At 73.3% G+C, this 21,222-nt stretch carries 17 protein-coding genes and 1 pseudogene; 13 read left to right on the plus strand and 5 right to left on the minus strand.

Annotated elements, in window-relative coordinates; all coding sequences use genetic code 11:
* Window positions 1-60: 60 nt before the first annotated feature.
* The gene (locus LN251_RS05920) at window positions 61-3,183 is read left to right on the plus strand and encodes an AfsR/SARP family transcriptional regulator (RefSeq protein ID WP_458243442.1); all 3,123 of its coding nucleotides are present in this window, start codon (window positions 61-63) and stop codon (window positions 3,181-3,183) included.
* Between the two features lie 10 nt (window positions 3,184-3,193).
* Here the strand turns inward: LN251_RS05920 and LN251_RS05925 are convergent, their stop codons facing one another.
* The 3 genes from LN251_RS05925 to LN251_RS05935 form a co-directional block, all read right to left on the minus strand.
* Window positions 3,194-3,739, minus strand: a complete 546-nt coding sequence (locus LN251_RS05925; RefSeq protein WP_458243443.1) for a sigma-70 family RNA polymerase sigma factor — start codon at window positions 3,737-3,739, stop codon at window positions 3,194-3,196.
* 197 nt (window positions 3,740-3,936) lie between these two features.
* Window positions 3,937-5,109, minus strand: a complete 1,173-nt coding sequence (locus LN251_RS05930; protein ID WP_458243444.1) for a hypothetical protein — start codon at window positions 5,107-5,109, stop codon at window positions 3,937-3,939.
* A gap of 11 nt (window positions 5,110-5,120) precedes the next feature.
* Window positions 5,121-5,999 carry a lytic transglycosylase domain-containing protein gene (locus LN251_RS05935; protein WP_458243445.1) on the minus strand — a complete coding sequence of 293 codons (879 nt, stop codon included), beginning with the start codon at window positions 5,997-5,999 and terminating at the stop codon, window positions 5,121-5,123.
* A 270-nt stretch (window positions 6,000-6,269) separates the two neighbouring features.
* Here LN251_RS05935 and LN251_RS05940 point away from each other — a divergent pair, with 270 nt between their 5' ends.
* From LN251_RS05940 to LN251_RS05975, 8 genes and pseudogenes are all read left to right on the plus strand, one after another.
* Entirely contained in the window at window positions 6,270-6,986 is a 717-nt protein-coding gene (locus tag LN251_RS05940; RefSeq protein ID WP_458243446.1) for a hypothetical protein, read from the plus strand.
* Window positions 6,983-7,267, plus strand: coding sequence for a hypothetical protein (locus LN251_RS05945; RefSeq protein WP_458243447.1), 285 nt, complete (start codon window positions 6,983-6,985; stop codon window positions 7,265-7,267). Before LN251_RS05940 ends, LN251_RS05945 begins: the two co-directional genes overlap by 4 nt.
* A gap of 78 nt (window positions 7,268-7,345) precedes the next feature.
* Window positions 7,346-7,633 carry a hypothetical protein gene (locus LN251_RS05950; RefSeq protein ID WP_458243448.1) on the plus strand — a complete coding sequence of 96 codons (288 nt, stop codon included), beginning with the start codon at window positions 7,346-7,348 and terminating at the stop codon, window positions 7,631-7,633.
* Window positions 7,634-7,656: 23 nt separating this feature from the next.
* The gene (locus LN251_RS05955; protein ID WP_458243449.1) at window positions 7,657-8,400 is read left to right on the plus strand and encodes a hypothetical protein; all 744 of its coding nucleotides are present in this window, start codon (window positions 7,657-7,659) and stop codon (window positions 8,398-8,400) included.
* A 1-nt stretch (window position 8,401) separates the two neighbouring features.
* Window positions 8,402-9,652 carry a hypothetical protein gene (locus LN251_RS05960; protein WP_458243450.1) on the plus strand — a complete coding sequence of 417 codons (1,251 nt, stop codon included), beginning with the start codon at window positions 8,402-8,404 and terminating at the stop codon, window positions 9,650-9,652.
* Window positions 9,653-9,800: 148 nt separating this feature from the next.
* Window positions 9,801-11,294, plus strand: coding sequence for an SCO6880 family protein (locus LN251_RS05965; RefSeq protein WP_458243451.1), 1,494 nt, complete (start codon window positions 9,801-9,803; stop codon window positions 11,292-11,294).
* A gap of 236 nt (window positions 11,295-11,530) precedes the next feature.
* Entirely contained in the window at window positions 11,531-13,003 is a 1,473-nt protein-coding gene (locus LN251_RS05970) for an ATP/GTP-binding protein (RefSeq protein WP_458244136.1), read from the plus strand.
* A pseudogene (locus LN251_RS05975) lies at window positions 13,000-14,803 on the plus strand (type IV secretory system conjugative DNA transfer family protein). The gene LN251_RS05970 and the pseudogene LN251_RS05975 overlap by 4 nt, the downstream one beginning before the upstream one ends.
* Before the next feature lie 37 nt (window positions 14,804-14,840).
* Here the strand turns inward: LN251_RS05975 and LN251_RS05980 are convergent.
* Entirely contained in the window at window positions 14,841-15,233 is a 393-nt protein-coding gene (locus LN251_RS05980; RefSeq protein ID WP_458243452.1) for a hypothetical protein, read from the minus strand.
* 162 nt (window positions 15,234-15,395) lie between these two features.
* Here LN251_RS05980 and LN251_RS05985 point away from each other — a divergent pair, with 162 nt between their 5' ends.
* The gene (locus tag LN251_RS05985; protein ID WP_458243453.1) at window positions 15,396-16,442 is read left to right on the plus strand and encodes an NlpC/P60 family protein; all 1,047 of its coding nucleotides are present in this window, start codon (window positions 15,396-15,398) and stop codon (window positions 16,440-16,442) included.
* 236 nt (window positions 16,443-16,678) lie between these two features.
* Here LN251_RS05985 and LN251_RS05990 read toward each other — a convergent pair whose 3' ends face one another.
* The gene (locus tag LN251_RS05990; protein WP_458243454.1) at window positions 16,679-17,557 is read right to left on the minus strand and encodes a hypothetical protein; all 879 of its coding nucleotides are present in this window, start codon (window positions 17,555-17,557) and stop codon (window positions 16,679-16,681) included.
* A 308-nt stretch (window positions 17,558-17,865) separates the two neighbouring features.
* Between LN251_RS05990 and LN251_RS05995 the strand changes: the two genes are divergently transcribed.
* The 3 genes from LN251_RS05995 (at window position 17,866) to LN251_RS06005 (ending at window position 21,184) form a co-directional block, all read left to right on the plus strand.
* The gene (locus LN251_RS05995) at window positions 17,866-18,342 is read left to right on the plus strand and encodes a DUF4913 domain-containing protein (protein ID WP_458243455.1); all 477 of its coding nucleotides are present in this window, start codon (window positions 17,866-17,868) and stop codon (window positions 18,340-18,342) included.
* A gap of 487 nt (window positions 18,343-18,829) precedes the next feature.
* Window positions 18,830-19,642, plus strand: coding sequence for a hypothetical protein (locus LN251_RS06000; protein ID WP_458243456.1), 813 nt, complete (start codon window positions 18,830-18,832; stop codon window positions 19,640-19,642).
* 99 nt (window positions 19,643-19,741) lie between these two features.
* Window positions 19,742-21,184, plus strand: coding sequence for a hypothetical protein (locus LN251_RS06005; protein ID WP_458243457.1), 1,443 nt, complete (start codon window positions 19,742-19,744; stop codon window positions 21,182-21,184).
* Window positions 21,185-21,222: the final 38 nt, after the last annotated feature.

Consider the following 21,222-nt stretch of genomic DNA (forward strand, 5'->3'; position numbering starts at 1 on the left):
CTGTCCTGGAATAGCCGTTCGAAGGTACGAACCACGGTTTCTGCGGCTACTGTCCCCGGCGTGGACACAAGTGCAATGGTGTCGTTCCGGTTCTCTCTGTTGGGTCCGCTGCGCGCCTGGCGGCAGGATGCGGAGCTGGCGCTCGGCCCCCCTCAACAGCGGGCCGTTCTCGCACTGTTGCTGCTGCGCCGGGGACAAACGGTCGGCGTCGGCGAACTCGTGGACGCGCTGTGGGGCACCGACGCGCCGGCGGCCGCCGTCTCCGTGCTGCGCACGTACGTCTCCCGGCTGCGCGGACTCCTCGAACCCGACCGGCCCGCGGACGGGTCACCGCGGCTCCTGGTGTCCTTGGGCGACGGTTACGCCCTGCGCCCCGACGCCGTCGCCAGCGACCTCGAACGGTTCGGGGACCTCGTCGCCCGGGCCGGGGCGCGGCAGGCCGAGGGCGACGACCTGGCCGCCGTGGAGCTGCTGCGCACCGCGCTCGACCTGTGGGAGGGCACCCCGCTGGCCGGGGTGCCCGGACCGCGTGCCGAGACCGAGCGGCGCCGCCTGGAGGAACGACGGCTGGCCGCCCTGGAGACGCGGCTGCGCATCGAGCTGGACCTCGGCCGGCACGCCCGGGTGCTGCCCGAACTGACCGCCCTGTACGAGGCGCACCCCCTGCGGGAGGAGCTGTGCGAACTCCTCGTCCGCGCCCTGCAGCGCGGCGGACGCCGGGCGGAGGCTCTCGCCGTGTACGACCGAACCCGGCGCACGCTCGTCGACGAACTCGGCATCGAACCGGGCCCGTCGCTGCTGGCTCTGCGTGCCGGGCTTCTCGCCGAGGGGGGTTCCGGTTCGGCGGAACCCCCCGCCCGGCGGGAAGCACCGGGCACCGGGCACCCTTCCGGTACGGCGACGGGCGGCGGCGACGTCCCCGGCCCGACCACCGGGACCGGCGCACCCTTCGGTGCGGTGGCTGAAGCGGGCGGGCCTGACGAAGTGCCCTTCGGTGACGGCGGGCTCACGGACGTGGCGAGCACGGACGGGACCGGCGACGGCCCGGGCGGTCCCGGTTCGGTCGGTCCCGGTTCGGCCGGTCCCGGTTCAGGCGGTCCCGGTTCGGCCGGGAGTGTCGTACGGCCGTCCCAACTGCCCACCGACCTCGCGACGTTCACCGGGCGCAGGGCCCAACTGGACAATGCCGTCGCGCTGCTGCCCGACCGGGGGCAGCAGCGGACCAGCGTGATCGGCCTGATCAGCGGAATGGCCGGCGCGGGCAAGACGACCCTCGCGGTGCACTGGGCGCATCGGATCGCCCACCGCTTTCCCGACGGCAGCCTCTACGTCAACCTCCGCGGCTACGACCCCTCCGGCGCGCGGATGGCCCCCGGCGAGGCGATCGAGTCGTTCCTCGTCGCGCTCGGCGTCGCCCAGCAGGCGGTGCCCGAGGAACTGGAGGCGCGGGCCGCCCTCTACCGCGGTGTCCTCGCCGGCCGGCGCGTGCTGATCGTGCTGGACAACGCCGCCGACAGCGAGCAGGTGACGCCCCTGCTGCCCGCCGCCCCCGGCTGCCTCGTCATCGTCACCAGCCGCAGCCGGCTCAGCGGTCTGGTCGCCCGGCACGGCGCGCATCCCCTCGCCCTCGCCCCGCTGTCCGCCGAGGAGTCCCTGGAACTGCTCGCCCGGCGGCTGGGCGACGCCCGGGTCGACGCCGAGCCGGAGGCCGCCCGGGCCATCGTCGGGCTGTGCGCCGGGCTGCCGCTGGCCCTGTCGATCGTGGCGGCGCGGGCCGCCCTCCACCCCGGCTTCCGGCTCGCCGGCATCGCCGCGGAACTCCGTCAGGACCACGGCAGCCTGGACGCCTTCGCCGGCGGCGACGCCGGCACCGACGCCCGCGCCGTCTTCTCCTGGTCGTACCACGCCCTGTCGCCGGAGGCGGCCGCCCTCTTCCGGCGGCTCGCCCTGCACCCCGGTCCGGACATCACCGTCGCCGCGGCCGCCGCGCTGGCCGGTGTGCCCCGTCGCGCGGTGCGCGCCCTGCTGACCGAGCTGACCGGGTCGAGCCTGCTCATCGAACGCGCTCCGGGCCGGTACGTCTTCCACGATCTGCTGCGCGCCTACGCGGCGGAGCTCACCGAGGCCGAGGACGACGAGGCGGTGTGCGGGGCGGCGCTGCTGCGGATGCACGATCACTTCCTGTTCACCGCCCACGACGCCTCCATGGTCCTCGACCCGTTCCGGGAGGCCATCCCCCTCCCGGCGAGCACAACGGAGGCCGCGCCCCTGCGGTTCAACGACCGGGCGGAGGCGACCGCCTGGCTGCGCACGGAGCGGTACGTGCTGCGCGAGATCGTCACGCACGCCGCCGCGCACGGCTTCGACACGCACGCGTGGCGTACGGCGGCGGCCCTGGACGTCTACTTCAACCGGCTCGGCTACTGGCACGACCTCCTCGAGATCAACGGCGCGGCGCTGCGCTCCGCCCGGGCGGTCGGCTCCGTGGCGGGTGAGGCGTACTCGCTGTGCGGGCTCGGCGTCGCGCACTCCCAGCTCGACCACGCGGCGCAGGCGCAGCGGTATCTGGAGGACGCGCTGGGGCTGTTCCGGTCGGCGGACCACGCCGGCGGGCAGGCCCGGGTGCACCGCGGTCTCGCCTATCTGTGCAACCGCACGGACCGCCGTCCCGCCGCGCTCGACCACTACGCGCGGGCGATCGAGCTGTACCGGTCCGAGGACGACCGCAGTGGTGAGGCCGGTGTGCTCAACCAGGTCGCGTGGACGTACATCCTGCTGGGAGAGCACGAGAAGGCCCTCGAACACTGCGAGGAGGCCGTCCTGTCCTACCAGGAGCTCGGCGACCCCTACGGCGAGGCGTCGACGCAGGACACGCTCGGTTACGCCCTGCACCATCTCGCCCTGCACAGGGAGGCCATCGGGCACTTCGAGCGCTCGGCGCGGCTGTTCCACGGGATCGGCGACCGCTATCTCGAGTCCGAAGTGCTGCGGCACCTCGGCGACGCCCATCTCGCCACCGGCGACCGCGACGCCGCCCGGGCGGCACGGCGGGCCGCGCTGGCCCTGCTGGAGGAACTCGGCCACGCGCAGGCGGACGAGGTCCGGAGGGAACTGCGCGAGCCGGCCGAGGTGAGCCCGGTCGGCGAGGTGAGCGGCTCGGCGCCGGGGGAACCGGCGGTCTGAGGCGCGGCGCTCACCTGACCCCGCTGTCCTCCAGGGCCGCCTTCAGGCTGCGCAGGGCGTAGTAGACCCGCGACTTCACCGTGCCCTGCGGGACGCCCAGCGCCTCGGCCGCCTGCTGTGTGGTGCGGTCGGCGAAGATCGTCGCGCGCAGGGCCTCGCGGTGGGCCGGCGTCAGCGACCGCAGGGCGTCCTGCACCACGATCGACGACAGCATCCGCTCGATGTCGTCGGCCTCGGCGCACATGTCGCTCAACCAGGAGTTGCCGCTGATCTCCGTCGGCCGCGCCGTCCGGGTCCGGTGCGCGTCGATGACGAGGTTGCGGGCGACCCGGAACATCCACGGCCGTACGGCCATGCCCTCGCCGTCGGCGAGGGTCTGCTTGTTCCAGCAGCGCAGCAGGGTCTCCTGGAGGATGTCCTCCGTGCGGTGGGTGTCTCCACCCAGCATGCGCAGGACGTACGAGTAGAGCGCCGGACCGTGTTCCAGGTAGAGGTCCCGCAGCGCCCGTTCCTCGGGCGAGACCGCGCTCGCGGATCCGATGACCGTCACGTTCATGGTGTGCTCCTGCTCCTTCGGGGCGGCCTGCCCCGGTCCGCGGACGGGGGGCGGGGCCGCCTGGAGCTCGGAGTGTTGCGACGGGCGATGCACATTCGTTCGACGAGCGGGCCACGAGCCGGTTGACGATCGGTCCACGCGGTGGACGGATCGATATACGCGCAGGTCGTGGGCGTCAAAGGGGAGCGGGACCGCGGTCAGACGTAGGCGGCCTCCAGAGCGTCGACGCGTCTGCGGACCCGGTCGGCGAGCTCCGCGTCGGCCGATGCCAGCAGGCCGCGACGGTGCAACCGGTCCCACATGTGCAGCAGTTCGCGGCCGTGGGCCACGGCCGCGCGGTCGTCGTCGATGCCCTGCCAGGCGGCCGCCGCCCGGGCCACCTCCTCGGACGCCCGCCGGTCCCCGGCCCGGCACCGGATCCTCGCCACGGCCAGGGCCAGCACGGTGGCCTCCCGGTGGTCGCCGCGCAGGTGGGCGATGTAGGCCTCCACCGCCCGCGCCTCCACCGCGCGCGGATCCTCGGCCCCCGCCTCCTCGGTGAGGTGCTCGCGCAGCCGGCTCGCGAGGAGGTGGGCCTCCTCCAGCCGACCGACGGTCACGAGAGCGTTGATCCGGCCGACGGGCCCGGCGAGTTCGGCGGGCGGCGCGACGACGGGGACGGAACCGGTGGCGCGGCTCGGGGCGACCACCTGGCGCTCGGCGGCGGCCCGGGCGACGGCGGTGGCACGGGCGACGGCGGTGGCGACCGCCGAGCCCAGGGCGGAGGGGGGCGTGGCCGGGCGGCCGGGGCCGGTGGCTGCGGACCCCTCCGGGGGTCCGTCCTCGGGCATCAGCCCGGAAACGGCTTCGGTCTCGGCGCACACCCCCGTCGCCGGCACGGGGAGCCCCGGCTCCGACACGGGGAAGCCCGGCTCCGGCACGGGGAGCCCCGGCTCCGGCACGGGGAGGCCGGTCTCCGGCACGGCCTCGGCATCCGCCCCCGGCTCGGGCTCAGGCTCGGGCTCGGGCTCGAGCGCGGCCTGGGGCGCGACTTCGGGTTCCGGCTCGGCAAGCGATCCGAACGCGGCCCCGGCCGGGGGTTCCGCCTCGGCCGCCGGGCCGGCCTCGGGCCCGCCCTCCCCTTCGAGATCCGCCGCTCCAGTGGGGTCCAGGACGCGGCTGGAGCCGTCCGGGAAGACCTCCAGGACGAAGTGGCCGGTGTCGGGGCCGTCGTTCACGGTCGCCTCGACGGCCTCGCCGCGTTCGGCGGCGTACCGCTGCAGCCGGTCCAGGACGGCCTCGTGCAGGGACTGGCCCGGCGCGGGGAGGAGGGGTTCGCCGTCGATCGCGGCGAGCCCCTCGTCGGAGATGTACACCTCGTAGCGGTCCATGGCGTTCCTCCTCAGGGAGTGGGGGTGGGGGTGAGGGACTCGGTGGGGACGGCGGTGGGCAGCGAGGTCTGGATGCCGGTGGGGGTGGGGGTGCCGGACGGGATGGCGGCGACCCCCGCGTACTTGGCGAACTGGGCGCGTACGGCGGCCACATAACCCTGGGCCTCCGCGGTCTTGGGCACGCCCTTGGCCGCGCGGACGGCGTCCATCCCGACGTCGTAGCCGGCCAGAGCGAGGTCCAGGACGCTGCCGGTGGCCTCGTTGGCGTCGATCATCTTCTGGGCCTCGTCGGCCATGGCGCAGATGTAGCGGCCCTGGGCCATGATCGAGTCCTTCGCGTCCAGCGCGGAGGTCTTGCCGTTGTCGTCGTCGTCCTTGCCGTACGTGGTGAAGACGTCGGGCGGCAGCTGCGAGATGCCCTGCCTGCCGTCCGGGCCGACCAGGGAGGCGTTGAAGCCGGACGCCTTCTCGATCTGGGAGGCGATCACGATCGGCCCGATGGCGCCGCACAGTTGGCCGGCCTTCTGGATGGGGTCGACCAGGTCCTCGGGGACCGTGGAGGTGTCCAGGTCGCCGTGGCCGTCCCCCTGGAAGACGGCCAGCACCGAGCTCGCGTCGCTCGGGCCGGGCAGGTCACCGCCCCCGCCACCGCCGCCGAAGATGCTGTGGAAGAGCAGGTAGATGGCGATCAGCGGGGCCAGCAGGACACCGAAACCGCAGAACACGATGACGATGACGGTCCCGCCGGCCAGGCCGACCGGGAACAGCAGGCAGCCCGCGCCGCCGGCGGCGATCGCCGTGTTCCTGACGGCGTTCGACCCGCCCTCCCCGTCCGGCTGAGCCGGTGCCTGCGCCGGAGGGCCGCCCTGCTCGCCCGTGTCCACGCCCATGGGTGTCCGCCTTCTTCCCCTCGCCTTGAACCGCTGTGCCGCAACGGCCCGTTGTGCTGTCCGTCGGGCTCGGCAGATCGAAACGGGCCTCAGAACAAATAAGTTCAAAACGGTGGAAACCAAATGAGTCAGAGCAGCGGACGTACGAGGCAAGAGGGGGGCGGGGCACACATGGGCACACCTTCGGCGACGCCGTCGGGCCGGGGAGGTTGGGTGCGGGGGCCGAAACCCGCTTCCCCGCACCCCGCCCCCGGGAGCGAGGGCGCCGGTATGCCGGCGGGACCGGCTCCCGCCGGCCACGGAGTCAGCGGCGCACCCGCGCCCGCACCGGCGCCCGCCACCGCACCGGCCGCCGTGTCCGCGGCCCCCGCCCACACCGCGGCCGGCACAGCCGTCCAGACGGCTGCCGCGCCCCACACCCCGAACCGCACCGGCGGTCAGGGCGGCGCCCTACCCGCCGTCCAGCCCCGCACCAAGCGTCTCTCGGCCGCCCCGGCCGCCGAACCGGCCTGGGGTGAGCCCCGGCGGCCGCGGACGGTCCGGGGCCGGTCCCGCAACGAGGTCGGCTGGGTCAAGGCCCACGGCGGCGCCGGGGTGACCTCGCTGGTCGAGGTGCTCGGCGGCGTGGACGTCGGGGCGCGCTGGCCCGATCCGGCCCGCGGCGAGCCGCGACGGGTCGTCCTCGTCGGGCGGACCAGCGCCCGCGGACTGAAGTCGGTGTCCCAGGCGCTGGGCTCGCTGCACGACGGCCGCGCCCCGCAGGGGCTGGAGCTGCTCGCCGTCGTCCTCGTCGCCGACGCCCCCGGCCGGCTGCCGCTCGGCCTGCTGCGCCGGGTCCGGGTGCTGCGCTCCGCCGCCCGGGTGCAGCGGGTGCCGTGGATACCGGCGTGGCGCACCGGCGGCAGCCCCAAGATGCTGCCCCGGCAGTTCGACCGGCTCGCCGAGCTGGTGGGAAGCGAGCTGTACGCCGAGGGGGCCGCGTCATGACCCGTGCCCTGCCCGTCGCCCGCCTCCTGGCCGACACCTACACCCCGCCCGGGGGCGCGCAGACCATCATCGACACCCTCGCCTGGTGCGTCACGGCCGCCGGCGTCTTCGGCCTGATGGCCGTCGGCATCAACATGGCGATCCAGCTCAACCGGGGCGACCCGGGCGAGGGCGGCGCGCACTTCCGCGGTGTCTTCTACGTCGCCCTGGCCTGTCTGGTCGCCGCGACGGCCGGTCCGCTCGTCGCCTTCCTCGGCGACCTCTCCCTCCTCGGGCCGTAGGCCCGCCGCACACCTTCCCTACCCCGGTCATTTCTCGCCCGCCGCTCGCGCGGGGCGCCGACTCCACGGAGATCTCCCATGTCCTCACTGCTCATCGAAGCCTCCAACTACCTCGCCGCCGGCGTGCCCCAGCCGGTGAGCAACGCCCCCGGCGAGCTGTCCACCAAGGTCGACAAGGTTCTCGGCATCGTCGCCTGGGCGGGCACCGCGGCCGGTGTGCTGGGCGTGCTGATCACCGGCGCGATGATGGCCGTCTCCCTCAAGCGGGGCGAGAGCTCGGAGCACATGAGCCGCCTCGGCATGGTCCTCGGCGGCTGTGTGCTGGTCTCCACCGCCGGGCCGCTGGTCGGCTTCGTCTTCAACTGAGCGGGCGGACGGTCGAGATGCTCATGCGCAGGCAGCGACGGGTCGAGCCGTCCGGGCCGTACTGGAGGCAGCGCAACTGGCAGGTGTCGGCGGGGTTCCTCGCCGTCGTGGTGCTGCTCGGCGTGTTCGTCGCGCTGACGTCCGACGGCGACGGCTCGAAAGCGGCCGCCGCCGAGGGCCCGCTGTCCCACGGCGCCGTGCTGAAGGACGGCCGCCCCCAGGGGTGCACCACCGACGACAGCGCGGGCGACGCGCTGCCCAAGTCGGCGCCGAAGGACATCAGTTGGCAGACCCTCGGTATCGCCCGGGTGCCCGTCTCCGCCTCGCTGGGGCCCACCCGGACGACCGGGCCGATGCGCTGGTGCTACGCGCACACGCCCGTCGGTGCCGCCCTGGCCGCCACCGTCATCCCCTCCCAGATGAGCGGGTCCGGCTGGAAGACGGTCAGCCGGCAGCAGGTGGTGGCGGGGCGTGGGCGCGACCTGTTCGAGTTCCAGCGCGCGACCGTCCAGGACATCGACAGCGCCGCCCAGAGCGGCGGCACCTCCGCCGGCTCGTACGCCGGCTTCTCGGTGACGTCGTACACGCGCGCGGCGGCGAACGTCAGCCTGCTGATCAGGACCGGGCAGGGCTATGCGACGACCACGATCGCGCTGCGCTGGACCGGCGGCGACTGGAAGGTCGTACCCGATGACGGCGGGTCCCTGCACACGCCGGTGACGACGGTTCAGGGCAGCCCCTCCGGCTATGTCCTGTGGGGAGCGTGAGATGAACTGCGGTTCGACCGGAAATCCGGTCCTCGACCTGGTGAAGGGCTTCTTCGACTTCCTCGGTGACCCCATCGGGACCATCGTCGAACTGATCGCGAAGACGATCCTCGCGGGCGCGATCGCGGTGTTCGGGGCGCTGACCACCGGGGTGCCCACGCTGACGGGCACGACCACGGCGAAGGACGTCAACGGCCAGACGCAATGGCTCGTGGTCTATCTCGCCGTCGGCTCGCTGCTCTTCGCGTCCGCGCGCATGGCCATCGAGCGGCGCGGCACGGCGGGGACGACCGCCCTGAAGGGCATGCTCCGGGTCATCGCGGTCTCCGGCGGCGCCACCACGATCGTCACCGCCGCGGCCGCCGTCGCGGACGACTACTCCACGCACCTGTTCAACACGGGCGCCCAGGACGTGCTGACGAAGGTAGGCGCCTGCTCCAGCGGCTCCGGGATCGAGGCGTTCCTGCTCCTGATCCTTGCGTTCCTGCTGCTGATCGCCGGGATCATCCAGACGATCCTGATGTACATCCGGCTCGGCGTCATGATCCTGCTGCTCGGCACGCTTCCGCTGGCCGCGGCGGCGTCCATGACCGACTGGGGCGGCGGCTGGTGGCGCAAGCACATCGGCTGGATGATCGCGTGGCTGCTGTACAAGCCCGCGGCCGGTCTCGTGCTGTACGCCGGTTCGCAGATGATCGTCTCCAGCCAGACCGGCGGGCAGGGCGGCAACGCGGTCAACGAACGCATCGCCGGTATCGGCGTGATGCTGCTGTCCGCGGTGGCGCTGCCCGCGCTGCTGAAGCTGGTGGTGCCCGCGACCGCCGCGCTCGGCGGGGCGTCCGCGTACTCCGGCGCGATGCAGTCGGTGGGCGGCGGCCTGGCCACCGGGGCGCGGTCGCTGGGTGGCAGCGGCGGGTCCGGCGGCCAGGGCAGCCCCGGTCCGAGCGGCGCGTCCGGCGGCTCCGGCGGCTCGGGTTCGTCCGGCGCGTCCGGCGCGTCCGGCGCGTCCGGGTCGGACGGGGCGGGCGGCGCCTCGGGCGGCGGCAAGTCGTCGGCCGGTGGCGGCGGGTCCGCGGCCGGTGGCGGAGGCGCGGCGAGCGGGGCCGGCCGGGCCGCGGCGGCGGCCGGCGGACCGGCCGGTGTGGCCGTCGCGGCGGCGGTGACCGCGGCGCAGGTCGTCGGCCGGGCCGCCTCCGGCTCCCTGGAGGGCGCCGACGGCGACCAGGGCCACAACCCGAGCCCGCACCGCTGACCGGGCGGCGGCCCGCCCGCACGCCGCTCCCCTGATCGGGCCGCCGGACTCCCGCTCCCCCCGGAGAGTCCGGCGGCCCTCCCCGCTCTGCGGCTCACCCGGCCCAGCGCCGAGGCCGTATCACCTCACGAAGGGAAACCGGACCCCCATGTCCACGGAAGCCGTCACTCATCCGACCTACGGGAACTGGCGCCGGCCACGGCGGCCGGGGCTCGGACCGCTCGGGCTCGTCGGCACGTTCGGTGTCTTCGGCGGGCTCGTCGTCACCCTGCTCGCGTCCCTGATCTCGCTGTACGCGGCGCTGACCGTGCTCGTCCCGGTCGTGCTGTTCCTGACGCCGCTCGCCCTGCGCACCCAGGACGGGCGCAACGTCTACCAGTTGCTCGCCCTGCGCATCGGCTGGCGCAGCCGCAAGGCCAAGGGCGCGCACCTGTACGTCTCCGGGCCGCTGTCCGCCCGGCCGGGCGGCCGGTTCCGCCCGCCGGGCCTGCTCAACAAGGTCGCCGCGATCGAGGGCCGGGACGCCTACGACCGTCCCTTCGGCGTCCTGCACCACCCGGCGCGCAACCTGTACACGATCGTGCTGGGCTGCGACCCGGACGGCGGCTCGCTGGTCGACCCCGACCAGGTCGACGTATGGGTCGCGCTGTGGGGCGAGTGGCTGGCCCGGCTGTCCCACGAGCCCGGGCTGCGCGGCGCGTCCCTGATCGTGGAGACCGCGCCCGACCCGGGCACCACCCTGGCCCACGAGGTGCTGCCGCGCATCCGCCCCGACGCACCGCCCGCGGCCCGCGCGGTGATGGAGGAGGTCGTCGAGCGCTATCCGACCGCCTCCTCGGAGATGCACACCTACGTCACCCTCACCTACGGCATGCCCGCGGGCCAGAAGCGCAGCAAGGAGGACGTGATCACCGACCTCGCGATCCGTATCCCCGGCCTGCTCAGCGGGCTCGTCGCGGCCGGTGGCGGGGCCGCGTACCCGCTGTCGGCGGAGCGGATCGCCGAGGTCGTGCGGGTCGCCTACGACCCCGCGGTCGCCGCCGACGTCCTCGACGCCCGTGCCCAGTACGGCGGTACGGGCCTGGAGTGGGAGGACGCGGGTCCGGCCGCCGCCGTGGAGACGGTGGGCAGTTACCAGCACGACTCGGGGGTGTCCCGGACCTGGCTGCTGACGCTGGCGCCGCGCGGCACCGTACGGTCCTCGGTGCTGCGGGGGCTGCTGGAGGCCGCCCCCGGCACCCGCCGCAAGCGGGTCGCGCTGGTCTATCGGCCCATCGACCCGGCCACCTCGGCGCGGATCGTCGAGGCGGACCGGCGCGCCGCCCAGTTCATGGCCACCTCGGGACGCGGCATGGTGCAGGCGCGGGCCGCCTCCGAGATGCGGGCGGCCGAGCAGACCGCGGCGGAGGAGGCGTCGGGCGCCGGACTCGTGGAGTTCTCGCTGATGCTGACGGTCACCGTCGACGACATGGACCAGCTGGCGGACGCGACCGTCGCCGTACGGAACCTGACCGCGGCCTCGCGGGTGCTGATGCGTCCCGCGGACCGGATGCAGGCGGCCGCGTTCGCCTGCACGCTGCCGGCCGGGATCCTGCCGTGGGAGCAGACCCTGATCCCGCACGAGCTGCAGGAGGCGCTGTGAGCCGCCGGAGCGAGGAGAAGAGGGCGGAGCGGGCGGACCGGCTCGCCGAGGAGTCGGCCTGGCGGTCACCGGCGGGGGCGGCTTCTGCGGCGTCATTGGCGGAACTCGACCCGTCCTGGGCGGAGAAGAAGCCGGGGGGAAAGAAGGCCGACGGCGGTAAGAAGGCCGCCCGGCCCAAGGAGCTCTACGTCCCCCCGCGCGGCTGGTACGGCCCCGGTGGCGGCCGGGTCGGCTATATGGATCCGCCGACCATGTGGCGGGCCACCACCGTGCAGGCCTGCGGCATGTGGCCGTTCGCCGCCGGTTCGGGCTCGCCGATGACCGGAGTGCCGCTCGGGCAGCACCTGTTCACCGGCGCCACCGTGTGCGGCGACCCGCTGAACTGGTTCACCCGGGCCCGCTACATCTCCAACCCGTCGCTGTTCATGCTCGGCATGCCGGGCCTGGGCAAGTCCACACTCGTCAACCGGATGCTGATCGGGCTCAGCGCCACCGGCGTCGTACCGCTGGTGCTCGGCGACCTCAAGCCCGACTACGCCGACACCGTGCGCGCGCTGGGCGGCCAGGTGATCTCCATCGGGCGTGGCCGGGGCGGCATCAACGTCCTGGACCCGGGCGCGATGGGCGCGGCGGCGGCGCGGATCGGCGGCGAGGCGGGCGAGGTCCTGAAGGCCGAGACGCACGGCCGTGTGCTGAACATGGTGGCGGCGCTGGTCACCATCGTGCGCGGACGTCCCATGGACGACCACGAGCAGTCCGTGCTGTCCGCCGTGCTGCACCACCTGCGCGAGCGCACCCCGAAGGGCCGCGCGGCGCTGCTGCCGGACCTGCTGCGGGTGCTCACCGAGGGCCCCGACCGGGTCCGGGCGGTGACCCTGGACCGCGGGGACGACACCCGTTACCGGGACGCGGTCGACCCGCTGCATCGCTCCCTGCTGGGCATCCTCGACGGTCCGCTGGGCGACACCTTCGCCTCCGAGACGTCCACCCGGATCGATCCGGACGCGCCGGCGGTGTGCATCGACATCTCCGGCATCGGTGAGGCCGACACCCAGCTGACCGCTGCCGCGATGCTCGCCGCCTGGTCGGACGGGCTGGGCACGGTGGCCGCCTCGCACGCCCTGGCGGACGCGGGACTCGCGCCCCGGCGCTGGTTCTTCACCGTCCTGGACGAGCTGTGGCGTCCGCTGCGGGCCGCCTCGGGCATCGTCGACCGCATCGACGCGCTGACCCGCCTCAACCGGTCGCTGGGCCTCGGCGACGCCAAGATCACCCACACCCTCAAGGACGCCGAGGCGCTCGGCACCGACTCCGACCGGGCCAAGGCGCGCGGCTTCGTCGAGCGGGCCGGAATGGTGGTCTGCGCGGGACTGCCGAAGGCCGAGATGGAGGACCTCGGCAAGGTGGTGGGTCTGTCCCGGCGCGAGATCGAACTGGTGTCGTCGTGGTCCTCGCCGCCCGGCTGGGGCGTCTCCGGCGAGCACGAGGAGCCGCCCGGCCGGGGCCGTTTCCTGATCAAGGTCGGCGGCCGGCCCGGCATCCCCATCAAGGTCGCCATCACCGACGCCGAACGGCGGCTGCACAACACCAACACCCGCTGGACGCCCAACGAGACGGCCGTCGAACAGGCCGTCGCGCACACCGCCGCGCAGGTCGCGCGGGCCGCCCAGGAGGAACCCCGTCCGCTGCCCGGAAGGTGGACCGCATGACCGGCAGGCCGCCCTCGACCGGCGGCGTCCACGAACTCGCCCCCTGGGCGATCGTGGCCGTCGCCGCGGCATCCCTCACCGTGTTCACCGTCGGCTGGGCCGGCGGCACCCTGGGGGCCGGGATCACCGGGCACGGCTGGGACGCACCGCCGTTCGCCCTGTCCACCGCCTCCCGCCTCGTCGGCGACGGTCCCGGAGCGCTGTGGCCGGGCACGCCGCCCGCCGCGGTCTACGGCGGGATGCTCGCCCTGCTCGCCCTGATCGCGGTTCCCGCGGTCGTGGTCGTACGGCTGCTGCTGGCGCGGACGGGACGCGCCCAGGGGCTGGCCGGCCGGCGCGAGCTGGCGGGCATGTGCCCCAAGGGCATCGAGGCCCGGGCCCGGGAGCTGCGCCCCAGCCTCAAGGGCAGGGACGAACTCCACCCCGACGAGACCGGCAACCTGCTCGGCGACCTCGCCCCCGACGGGCCGGAGCTGCGCAGCAGTCACGAGGACGTCGAACTCGACCTGATGGCCCCGCGGGCCGGCAAGTCGACCGGCATCGCCGTCCCCCGCGTTCTGCGCGCTCAGGGCGCCGTCCTGCTGACCTCCAACAAGTCCGACGTGTACTCCGTCACCCGCGCCGAACGGGCGAAGGCGGGCCGGGTGTGGACGTTCGACCCGCAGGGCATCGCCCACACCGAGCGCGCCATGTGGTGGAACCTGCTCGGCGACTGCCACACCATCGAGGGTGCCCGCCGGCTGGCCGGGCACTTCGTCGCGTCCGTCAACGACGACACCGCGAAGAAGGACTTCTGGATCTCGGCCGCGCAGAACACGCTCACCGCGCTCTTCCTGGCCGCGGCGCGCGGCGGCGCCCCGGTCACCGACCTGCTGGGCTGGCTCGCCGACCCCGCCGACCGCACCCCGATCGACCTGCTGCGCGACGCGCGTCTCGTCGCGATGGCGGAGCAGTTGCAGGGCACGGTGCGCGGCGCCGTGGAGACCCGGGACGGCATCTACGAGACCGCCCGGCAGACCGTGTCCTGTCTCCTGGACCCGGAGATCCTCGCCTGGGTCACCCCGGATCCGTATCTGCCCGAGTTCCGCCCGGACCGGCACGTCGTCGGCAAGGACACCCTCTACCTGCTGTCCAAGGACGGCGGCGGCTCGGCGGGCCGGCGTCATCGCGGGCCTCGCGGACGCGACGATGCGGGCGGGCGTGGTGGCGGCGGAGCGCATGGGCGGACGCCTCGACCCGCCGCTGACCGCGGTCCTCGACGAGGCCGCCAACGTGTGCCGCATCTCCGATCTGCCCGACCTCTACTCGCACTTCGGCTCCCGCGGCATCAACGTGGTGACGTTGCTGCAGAGTTACCGGCAGGGCGCCCGGGTGTGGGGTGAGGTGGGGATGGACGCGCTGTGGAGCGCGGCGACGGTGAAGCTGCTCGGCGCGGGCCTGGACGACGCCGACTTCGTGCAGAAGATCTCCACACTGGTCGGCCAGCACGATGTGAAGACGCCGAGCCTGTCCCGCAGCAAGGACGGCACGCAACGCTCGTACTCCTACCGGCAGGAGTCGATCCTGCCGCCCGACAAGATCCGCGCCCTGCCCAAGGGCACCGCCCTTCTGCTGGCCACCGGTGTCCGGCCGGCCCTGATCCGGCTGCGCCCCTGGTACAAGGAGCCGGGCGCCGCCGTCATCTCGGCGCAGGCGAAGGCCGAGGCGAACGCCATCACGGCCCGGGCGGCGGCCCGCGCGACCGGCGGGGTGCCGCTGACGAAGAAGAGCCGCTGGGAGCGGGACGCCACGCCGGCGTGAGGGCGCCGGCCGGGCGGCCGGTACGGCGGCGGCGGTGTCAGGGGGACACCGCCACCGCCGTGCCGAAGGCGACGGTCGAGGACAGGAACCAGCCGAACGACGGTGCGAGCAGGTGCCGTACGGTCCACAGCCTGGCCGTCGTGGGCCGCTCGCGCACGAAGACCACGGGCACGGTCCGGCCGAGCGGCGGCAGCCCGCACAGCGGCGCATACGCACCCGGATCGAGGACGAGGTCGCGCCCGAGGTGGTCGGAGAAGGCGACGAGCCCGCCGCGCCGCCGGTCGGCCGCCGTACGCGCGGTGACGACGCCCATCACGCGCAGGCCGCGCGCCCACAGCCGGCCGGCCGTCAGCAGGCCGCGGGCGGCGAGCAGCAGGCAGCCGAGCCCGAATCCCGTGCACAGGGCTGTCAGCAGCAACTCCGCGTCCATCGCGTCCCCTTGTCCTCGACACCGGCGTAGGCCCCCACGACAGGGCACAACGGGCCACGGCCCACCCCGGTTCACGCGGTCTCCTTGAACCACTGCGCACGGCCACCCCGTTGTGTGAGCGAAGCCGTCACCACGTCGGCTGTGAAGGGAGCTTCGGACGGCATGAGACGGATTCGGCGCGCGCACCGCAACCGGACGGCGGCGGCCCTCACCCTGTTGTGCGCCCTGACGGCGACGACCCAGTCGGCGGCCCTCGCGGCCCCCGCCCCCGGTCCCGTCACCCTCGAAGAGGTCCGAGCTCAGCTCGACGACCTCTACCACCAGGCGGAGGTGGCCACCGAGAAGTACAACGCCGCCGACGAGAAGGCCACCGCCCAGCGCAAGAAGGTCGACACGCTGCACGGCCGGATCAAGCAGGCGGAGCGGCAGGAGGCGCGGCTGAAGGCGCTGCTCGGCGCCGCGGCCCGGGCCCAGTACCGCGGCGGCGGACTGCCGGCCGAGATGCAGTTCGCACTGGCCCCGGACCCCGAACACGCCCTGGACGACGCCGCGTTGGCCCAGCGGGCGCAGCAGGGTACACAGGACCGGCTGACGGCGCTGGAGGCGGCCCGCAAAGAACTGCGCACCCGCACGGACGAGGCCACCGCCGAACTGAAGGGCCTGCGGGCGAGCCGTCGCGCGATGGACGACAACCGCGACAAGATCGAGAAGCGCATCGCGACCGCCCGCGCCCTGGAGTCGCAACTGCGCGCCGAACAGCTTCAGAAGCTGGCCCAGTTGGAGAAGCGGGCGCAGGACAAGGCGCAGGCGAAGTGGGAGGACACCGGCGTCCTCGACAAGGTCTCCTCGAAGGCGACCCCGGCCGGCCGGAAGGCCATCGCCTACGCGACCAAGCAGCTGGGCAAGCCCTACGTGTGGGGCGCCGAGGGCCCCGACTCCTTCGACTGCTCCGGCCTGACCTCCCAGGCCTGGCTGCACGCGGGCGTGGTCATCCCCCGCACCTCCGAGGAGCAGTGGGCCCGCCTCCCCCACGTCCCGGTCTCCCAGATGCGCCCCGGCGACCTCATCATCTACTTCTCCGACGCGAGCCACGTGGCCCTCTACATCGGCGACGGCAAGATCATCTCCGCGCCGCGGCCCGGGCGGTGGGTGTACGTGTCGCCGGCGGGGTCGATGGAGATCCTGGGGGTGGTGCGGCCGGGCACGTGAGGGCCTGCGGGGGCCGAGCGTACGAAGAGCGGCTGTGCACGTGGTGTGTACAGCCGCTCGGCACGAAGGGCGCGCGAAGGGTCGGTGCTCCACCCCGGTCCGGGGTGGAGCACCGTGGAACGGCACACGGCCGCTCCATGTGCTCGGCGGCACGCGGTCAGGACTTCACAGATCGCGCTGCCGCCTGGCGCCTGCCGTCCGTTCCGGACGGTCGGCAGGTCCGGTGCACGGGTTGATCACGCAGCGCCACCACCACCGCCACGGCCTCGCCGCTGCGCGGCCTGATTCTGGTGGCGACCGGTGTGCTGGGTGGCCTGCGTGGCCGAGTTGCCGTATCCGTCGCCCTGCTGCTGTGCCGCCTGGCGCGCGAGGTACCGCGGGTCGACCTGCTGGTTGTACTGGGGCAGGCCGGGACCGTAGTTCTGCTGATCGGCGCTCGGGTAATGCATCTGCTGGGACGACAGCCCCGCGATCGTGTGCCCGAGGGCCGCGGTCGCCGCACCACCCGCCTGCCAGTACGGCGCGGTTCCGTTCTGGGCGGCCTCACCCGAGGCACCGTAGCCATAGGCTCCCCAGCCGGCCGAGGCGATGGCGTTTCCGGCGGCAATGCCCGGGCTGAAGGCGGGCTGCGTCGCTTCCGGGTGCCGATGCGTCTGGACCGCATAGTAGGCCTGTTGCGCCACCGCTCCCATGGGGGCCATCGCGGTCGCGCCGATCGTGCCGCCGTAGGCGTTTGCGGCCCTCACGGTCGCGGGGTCGTTGCCCTGGCCGGCGTAGTGCGCCACCATGCCCTGCGCGATGGACTGACCCGCCAGGGGCACTGCCACCGCGGCGGTGTTCCAGCGCTGGGCCGTCGCGTTGGCGGCCTGCTGGGTCGGGTACGCGTAGGAGTGCGACGACGTGGTCGATCCCAGGTACGACGAGGCGTCCTCGGTGTCGGACTCCTCGGAATCGCTCGCGGAGTACCCGGACGCACTGGCGTCGTATCCGGAATAGCTCTGGCCGCTGTTTCCCGTGGAGGACGGATACCCCGACGAGGACGCGCTGTGGTGACTTGCGCTGCTCTGCTGACTGTGGGCGGAGTAGTACGATCCGCTCGAATCGCTATCTGACATATCACTCTTCCTGTTTGCTCATGGAGCGCAGCGACCACCGCGTCTCCAGTGCCAGGTCCCACACGGTGTCCCGGGAAGCCTTTCCGGCGGCATTCACCAACTCCTCATACGCTTCCCCTCCGCAAATACCACCCCTTTCCTTTGTCGTCGCCGAGGACTCCGTTGTGGGGTCAGGGGGCATAACGGACCCCGAGCGGCAGGGGTTCAAAACCTCGACGCCGCGCTCGGCGGATGAACCGCAAGCGGTGGGCACACGTTTCGACCGTGTACCGATCCAGCCGATGCGGACGAGAGGAACCAGGACGGCCATGTCCACCGAGACTGTCGCGGTCCCCGCCGACGAGCGGGGAGCCGCTCCCGAGACGGGAGCGATTCCTCGAGAGGAACCTGCGAACCCGCCGAACTTCATCCTCTACCTGGACGGGCCCGCATACGTCAGCGCCTTGCGGGAGTTGACCCTGTGGACCCACCACGTCCTGCTCCCGGTCTACGGCAGAGAGGTCACGTCCACAGCCCCTTGGTGCCCCCGCTGGTGGGAACATCCCGAAGCGGTCGCCCAGCTGCACGGCCTCCGGCTCGCCTGGAACGAGTTGACCGGTCCCGGCTCCGGACTGTGCGGGCCCGCGAACTGGCACCGCGACTACCTGGGGCCGGCGATGAACTCCCTGCGGGACCCGATGGGCCCCTTCGCCGGCTGCAAGCCCGGTTCCCACCGGGCCAAGGAGAAGCCGGCTGTGGACGCCCTCGACCCCTTCGGGCCGCCACCTCCGCCTGCCCGGGCCTGAGACGCGCGAGGCGGACCCGAGCAGGCCGACCAGTGTCGGTGTCGGCATGCCGTCCGCCCGGGGCCCGCCGTATTGAACCGTTCGCCCGCGCCTCCCGTCGTGTCTCGTGCCAGAACCCATGCCCGCAGGGGTGCCGTTCACGGAAGGCGAGAGGGAGGCCAGCATGGCCATCGACAGTCCAGGCCCCCGGTCGGCGCGTCCCGAGTCAAGGTGGACCAGGCCTGCCCCGGCGACGCCGGCGCAGCAACTGGCAGGTGAACTGATCGACGAGGATCTGCGCGCGAGTGCGGCGCAGCCGCAGCCCAACCGGCCAGGTGCGCTGGCCCGACTGCGGGAGTGGCTTCGAAGGAGGTTCTCCTCGGGCGGTACGGCGCCCGCCGTGAGCCGGCAGGAGCAGGCGAACCCTCAGGGCCGACAGGGGGATCCTTCTCCGTACTCCCCTGACAGGTACGCCCCCGGCGGAGCGGACTCCGCCGGTCGCACCCGGTTGACGAAGCAGCCGCCGCCCGGACGCGGCAACGGCGCCTCCGAGGCCGGGAAGTCGGCACGCGAGCAGATGGCCGGGTTCTCGGTCCCGGAGCTCCAGCAAGTCCTGCACGCGGCCCTGGAACGGATCTCGCAGGACCCCCGACTGCAACAGGCGTACAAAGACGGAAGACTGCCGATCGTGGAGGACCTCCTCCGGAGGACCGAACCCTCGCGCAGCGACGCGTCGTCACAGACGAACCCGGTGCCCTCGCGCAGCGACGCGTCGTCACAGACGAACCCGGCGTCCGGGACGACGCAGCGGCCTCCGGTGGACCGGCCCTCGAACGGCAACCAGCCGGCCGAAGGCAACCGCACCGATCACGACCGGACGGGAACCCAGTCACAGGACGCCCCGGGCCGGCAGTCCGAGGCTGCGAGCGCGCGTCTTGAAACCCCGTTCTCCACAGCCGAGTTCTCCGAAGAGGCCCAGCAGTCCCCCACGATGGGGGACTTCGTGACCACGGCCCACCCGGCGGCGCCTTCTGATCGCCCCTCCGCCACGGTGAACTTCGCGGAAAGCACCGCCCATCCCGCCGTGCCGCCGAGTGACCAGCGGCAAGCAACGGCGTCACAAAACCCTTCTTCCCCTCCCACCGCGGGCACCGACGTCGACACCACCCCGTCGAACCCCGTGTCGGACATGCGAGCTCTGACGTTCAACGTCAACATCAATGTGACGCAGGAGGCGCCTCGGTCGAACTCAGGGAGCGCAACCCGCCCCGCCGTCACGCAGACCCGGCAGGCCACGGCTCGATCCCGGACAGCCCGCTGACGGACCGCCCAGCGGCATCGCGTGTCTCACACGGGGATTGAACCGCGCACCCGGTGGCGCCCGTTGTACTCGCAGCCGGAACGCCAGGAAGGGATGGGCATGAGCCGGGACGAAGAGACGGACGACCGCGGCGCGGTGGGCGAGCCCCCCGCACTCGGGCGTCCGGTGGACATGAGCAAGCGCGAGCCCTTCGCGGAGGTGCCGGAACCGGCGCCGTACCTCTCGGTGGTCATCACCGCCGACGGTTCGGCCGCCATCGACGGAGTGCCCGTGCCGGCGAGGGACGGGGAATCCGTCGACGCGGCGATCCTCGACGCGCTGCACGCACACGCGGTCGGTCGTGACTCCCCGGTCACTGCGGCCATTTCCGACCCTGCGGTCGAACAGGTCACCTTTGTCGAGGTGGCCCCCGACGGTTCGAGCAGCCTGGTGGACGGGCCGCCACTGCCGGCACCGGGCCGCTCGCAAGGCCCTGCCGGTGTACTCGGCGAACCGGAGGGTCCCGCAGGGTATGGCCACGAACACGGACCTGGAGCCCCCGACTTCGACGATGCGGCTGACGACGACCTCGGCGACGAGGAGGCATACGGTAGGCCGCACGCCTCCCCGGTGCCGCCCGTAGGCGGCCCCCTGCTGCGCCGCGAAAAGCGGGACGGCTCCAACGCCTCGCGGCAGTCCGACGACGAGTACCGGGCGTCCGGTCTGCTGCACCGCCCCCTGGTCGTCGGGCCGGTGGCGCTCGGCGTGGCCGCCCTCGTCGTCGTACCGCTGGTGCTGCTGGGCAGCGGCGGTTCGGGGGGCGGGGAGAACAAGGCCGCCGGTGCCAGCGACGAGCTGACCAAGGGGCCCTCGCGCCAGAGCCCTTCGGCGACACCGACGCCGACCGTCTCCGTCTCGCCCAGCCTGCTGTCCCCCTCACCCAGCGCCTCCCCGTCAGGGAAGGGCAAACGCGGAGGGAAGGGCAAGAAGCACACCGACGGTGCCACCGGCGTGACGACCACGGTGACCGTACGGCCCCCCGCGGCCACGGCGACCGTGACCGCCAGGCCCGCCGCGGACACCGCCGCCTCCGCCGTGAACCGGCTCGCCAGGAACGACCCCGGACGGCACATCTGCTACCGCGCGTACGTGTCCGGACAGGGCTGGCAGAAGCCCGTGTGCGACGGCACGGTGGCCGGTACGACGGGTCAGAACCGGTCGATCAAGGCGCTCAACATCGCGGTGCGCGGGACGGGTGGTACGGCAGCCAACGCCTTCGTCCACAAACCCGGTTCGACCGACGGCAAGGGCGTGTGGATGCCGCACTGGACGGCCAACACCGCCGACGGCAAGGACATCTACATCGGCCATGCGCAGAAGAGCGCACCGAACATGCTCGGATTCGCCATCAACATCGGCAGCGGCGGCCAGGTCTGCCAGTCCGCCCGCGTCCACAACTCCGACTGGGGACAGTGGGGTTGTGTCGGACCGCGGCCCGAGTACGTCTTCGGCGGCACCCTCACCAACGACGTGTGGCTGGAGGCGGTCAAGTTCAGCGTGTGAGCCGCGTCATGGGTGTGACGTACTGAATGTCACGTCGT

It is taken from the genome of Streptomyces sp. MAI_2237, assembly GCF_054189285.1.

Coding starts and splice junctions, on each gene's coding strand:
- LN251_RS05925 (WP_458243443.1), bottom strand. CDS start 3,739: ATGAACGTGACGGTCATCGGATCCGCGAGCGCGGTCTCGCCCGAGGAA.
- LN251_RS05930 (WP_458243444.1), bottom strand. CDS start 5,109: ATGGACCGCTACGAGGTGTACATCTCCGACGAGGGGCTCGCCGCGATC.
- LN251_RS05935 (WP_458243445.1), bottom strand. CDS start 5,999: ATGGGCGTGGACACGGGCGAGCAGGGCGGCCCTCCGGCGCAGGCACCG.
- LN251_RS05940 (WP_458243446.1), top strand. CDS start 6,270: ATGCCGGCGGGACCGGCTCCCGCCGGCCACGGAGTCAGCGGCGCACCC.
- LN251_RS05945 (WP_458243447.1), top strand. CDS start 6,983: ATGACCCGTGCCCTGCCCGTCGCCCGCCTCCTGGCCGACACCTACACC.
- LN251_RS05950 (WP_458243448.1), top strand. CDS start 7,346: ATGTCCTCACTGCTCATCGAAGCCTCCAACTACCTCGCCGCCGGCGTG.
- LN251_RS05955 (WP_458243449.1), top strand. CDS start 7,657: ATGCGCAGGCAGCGACGGGTCGAGCCGTCCGGGCCGTACTGGAGGCAG.
- LN251_RS05960 (WP_458243450.1), top strand. CDS start 8,402: ATGAACTGCGGTTCGACCGGAAATCCGGTCCTCGACCTGGTGAAGGGC.
- LN251_RS05965 (WP_458243451.1), top strand. CDS start 9,801: ATGTCCACGGAAGCCGTCACTCATCCGACCTACGGGAACTGGCGCCGG.
- LN251_RS05970 (WP_458244136.1), top strand. CDS start 11,531: ATGGATCCGCCGACCATGTGGCGGGCCACCACCGTGCAGGCCTGCGGC.
- LN251_RS05980 (WP_458243452.1), bottom strand. CDS start 15,233: ATGGACGCGGAGTTGCTGCTGACAGCCCTGTGCACGGGATTCGGGCTC.
- LN251_RS05985 (WP_458243453.1), top strand. CDS start 15,396: ATGAGACGGATTCGGCGCGCGCACCGCAACCGGACGGCGGCGGCCCTC.
- LN251_RS05990 (WP_458243454.1), bottom strand. CDS start 17,557: ATGTCAGATAGCGATTCGAGCGGATCGTACTACTCCGCCCACAGTCAG.
- LN251_RS05995 (WP_458243455.1), top strand. CDS start 17,866: ATGTCCACCGAGACTGTCGCGGTCCCCGCCGACGAGCGGGGAGCCGCT.
- LN251_RS06005 (WP_458243457.1), top strand. CDS start 19,742: ATGAGCCGGGACGAAGAGACGGACGACCGCGGCGCGGTGGGCGAGCCC.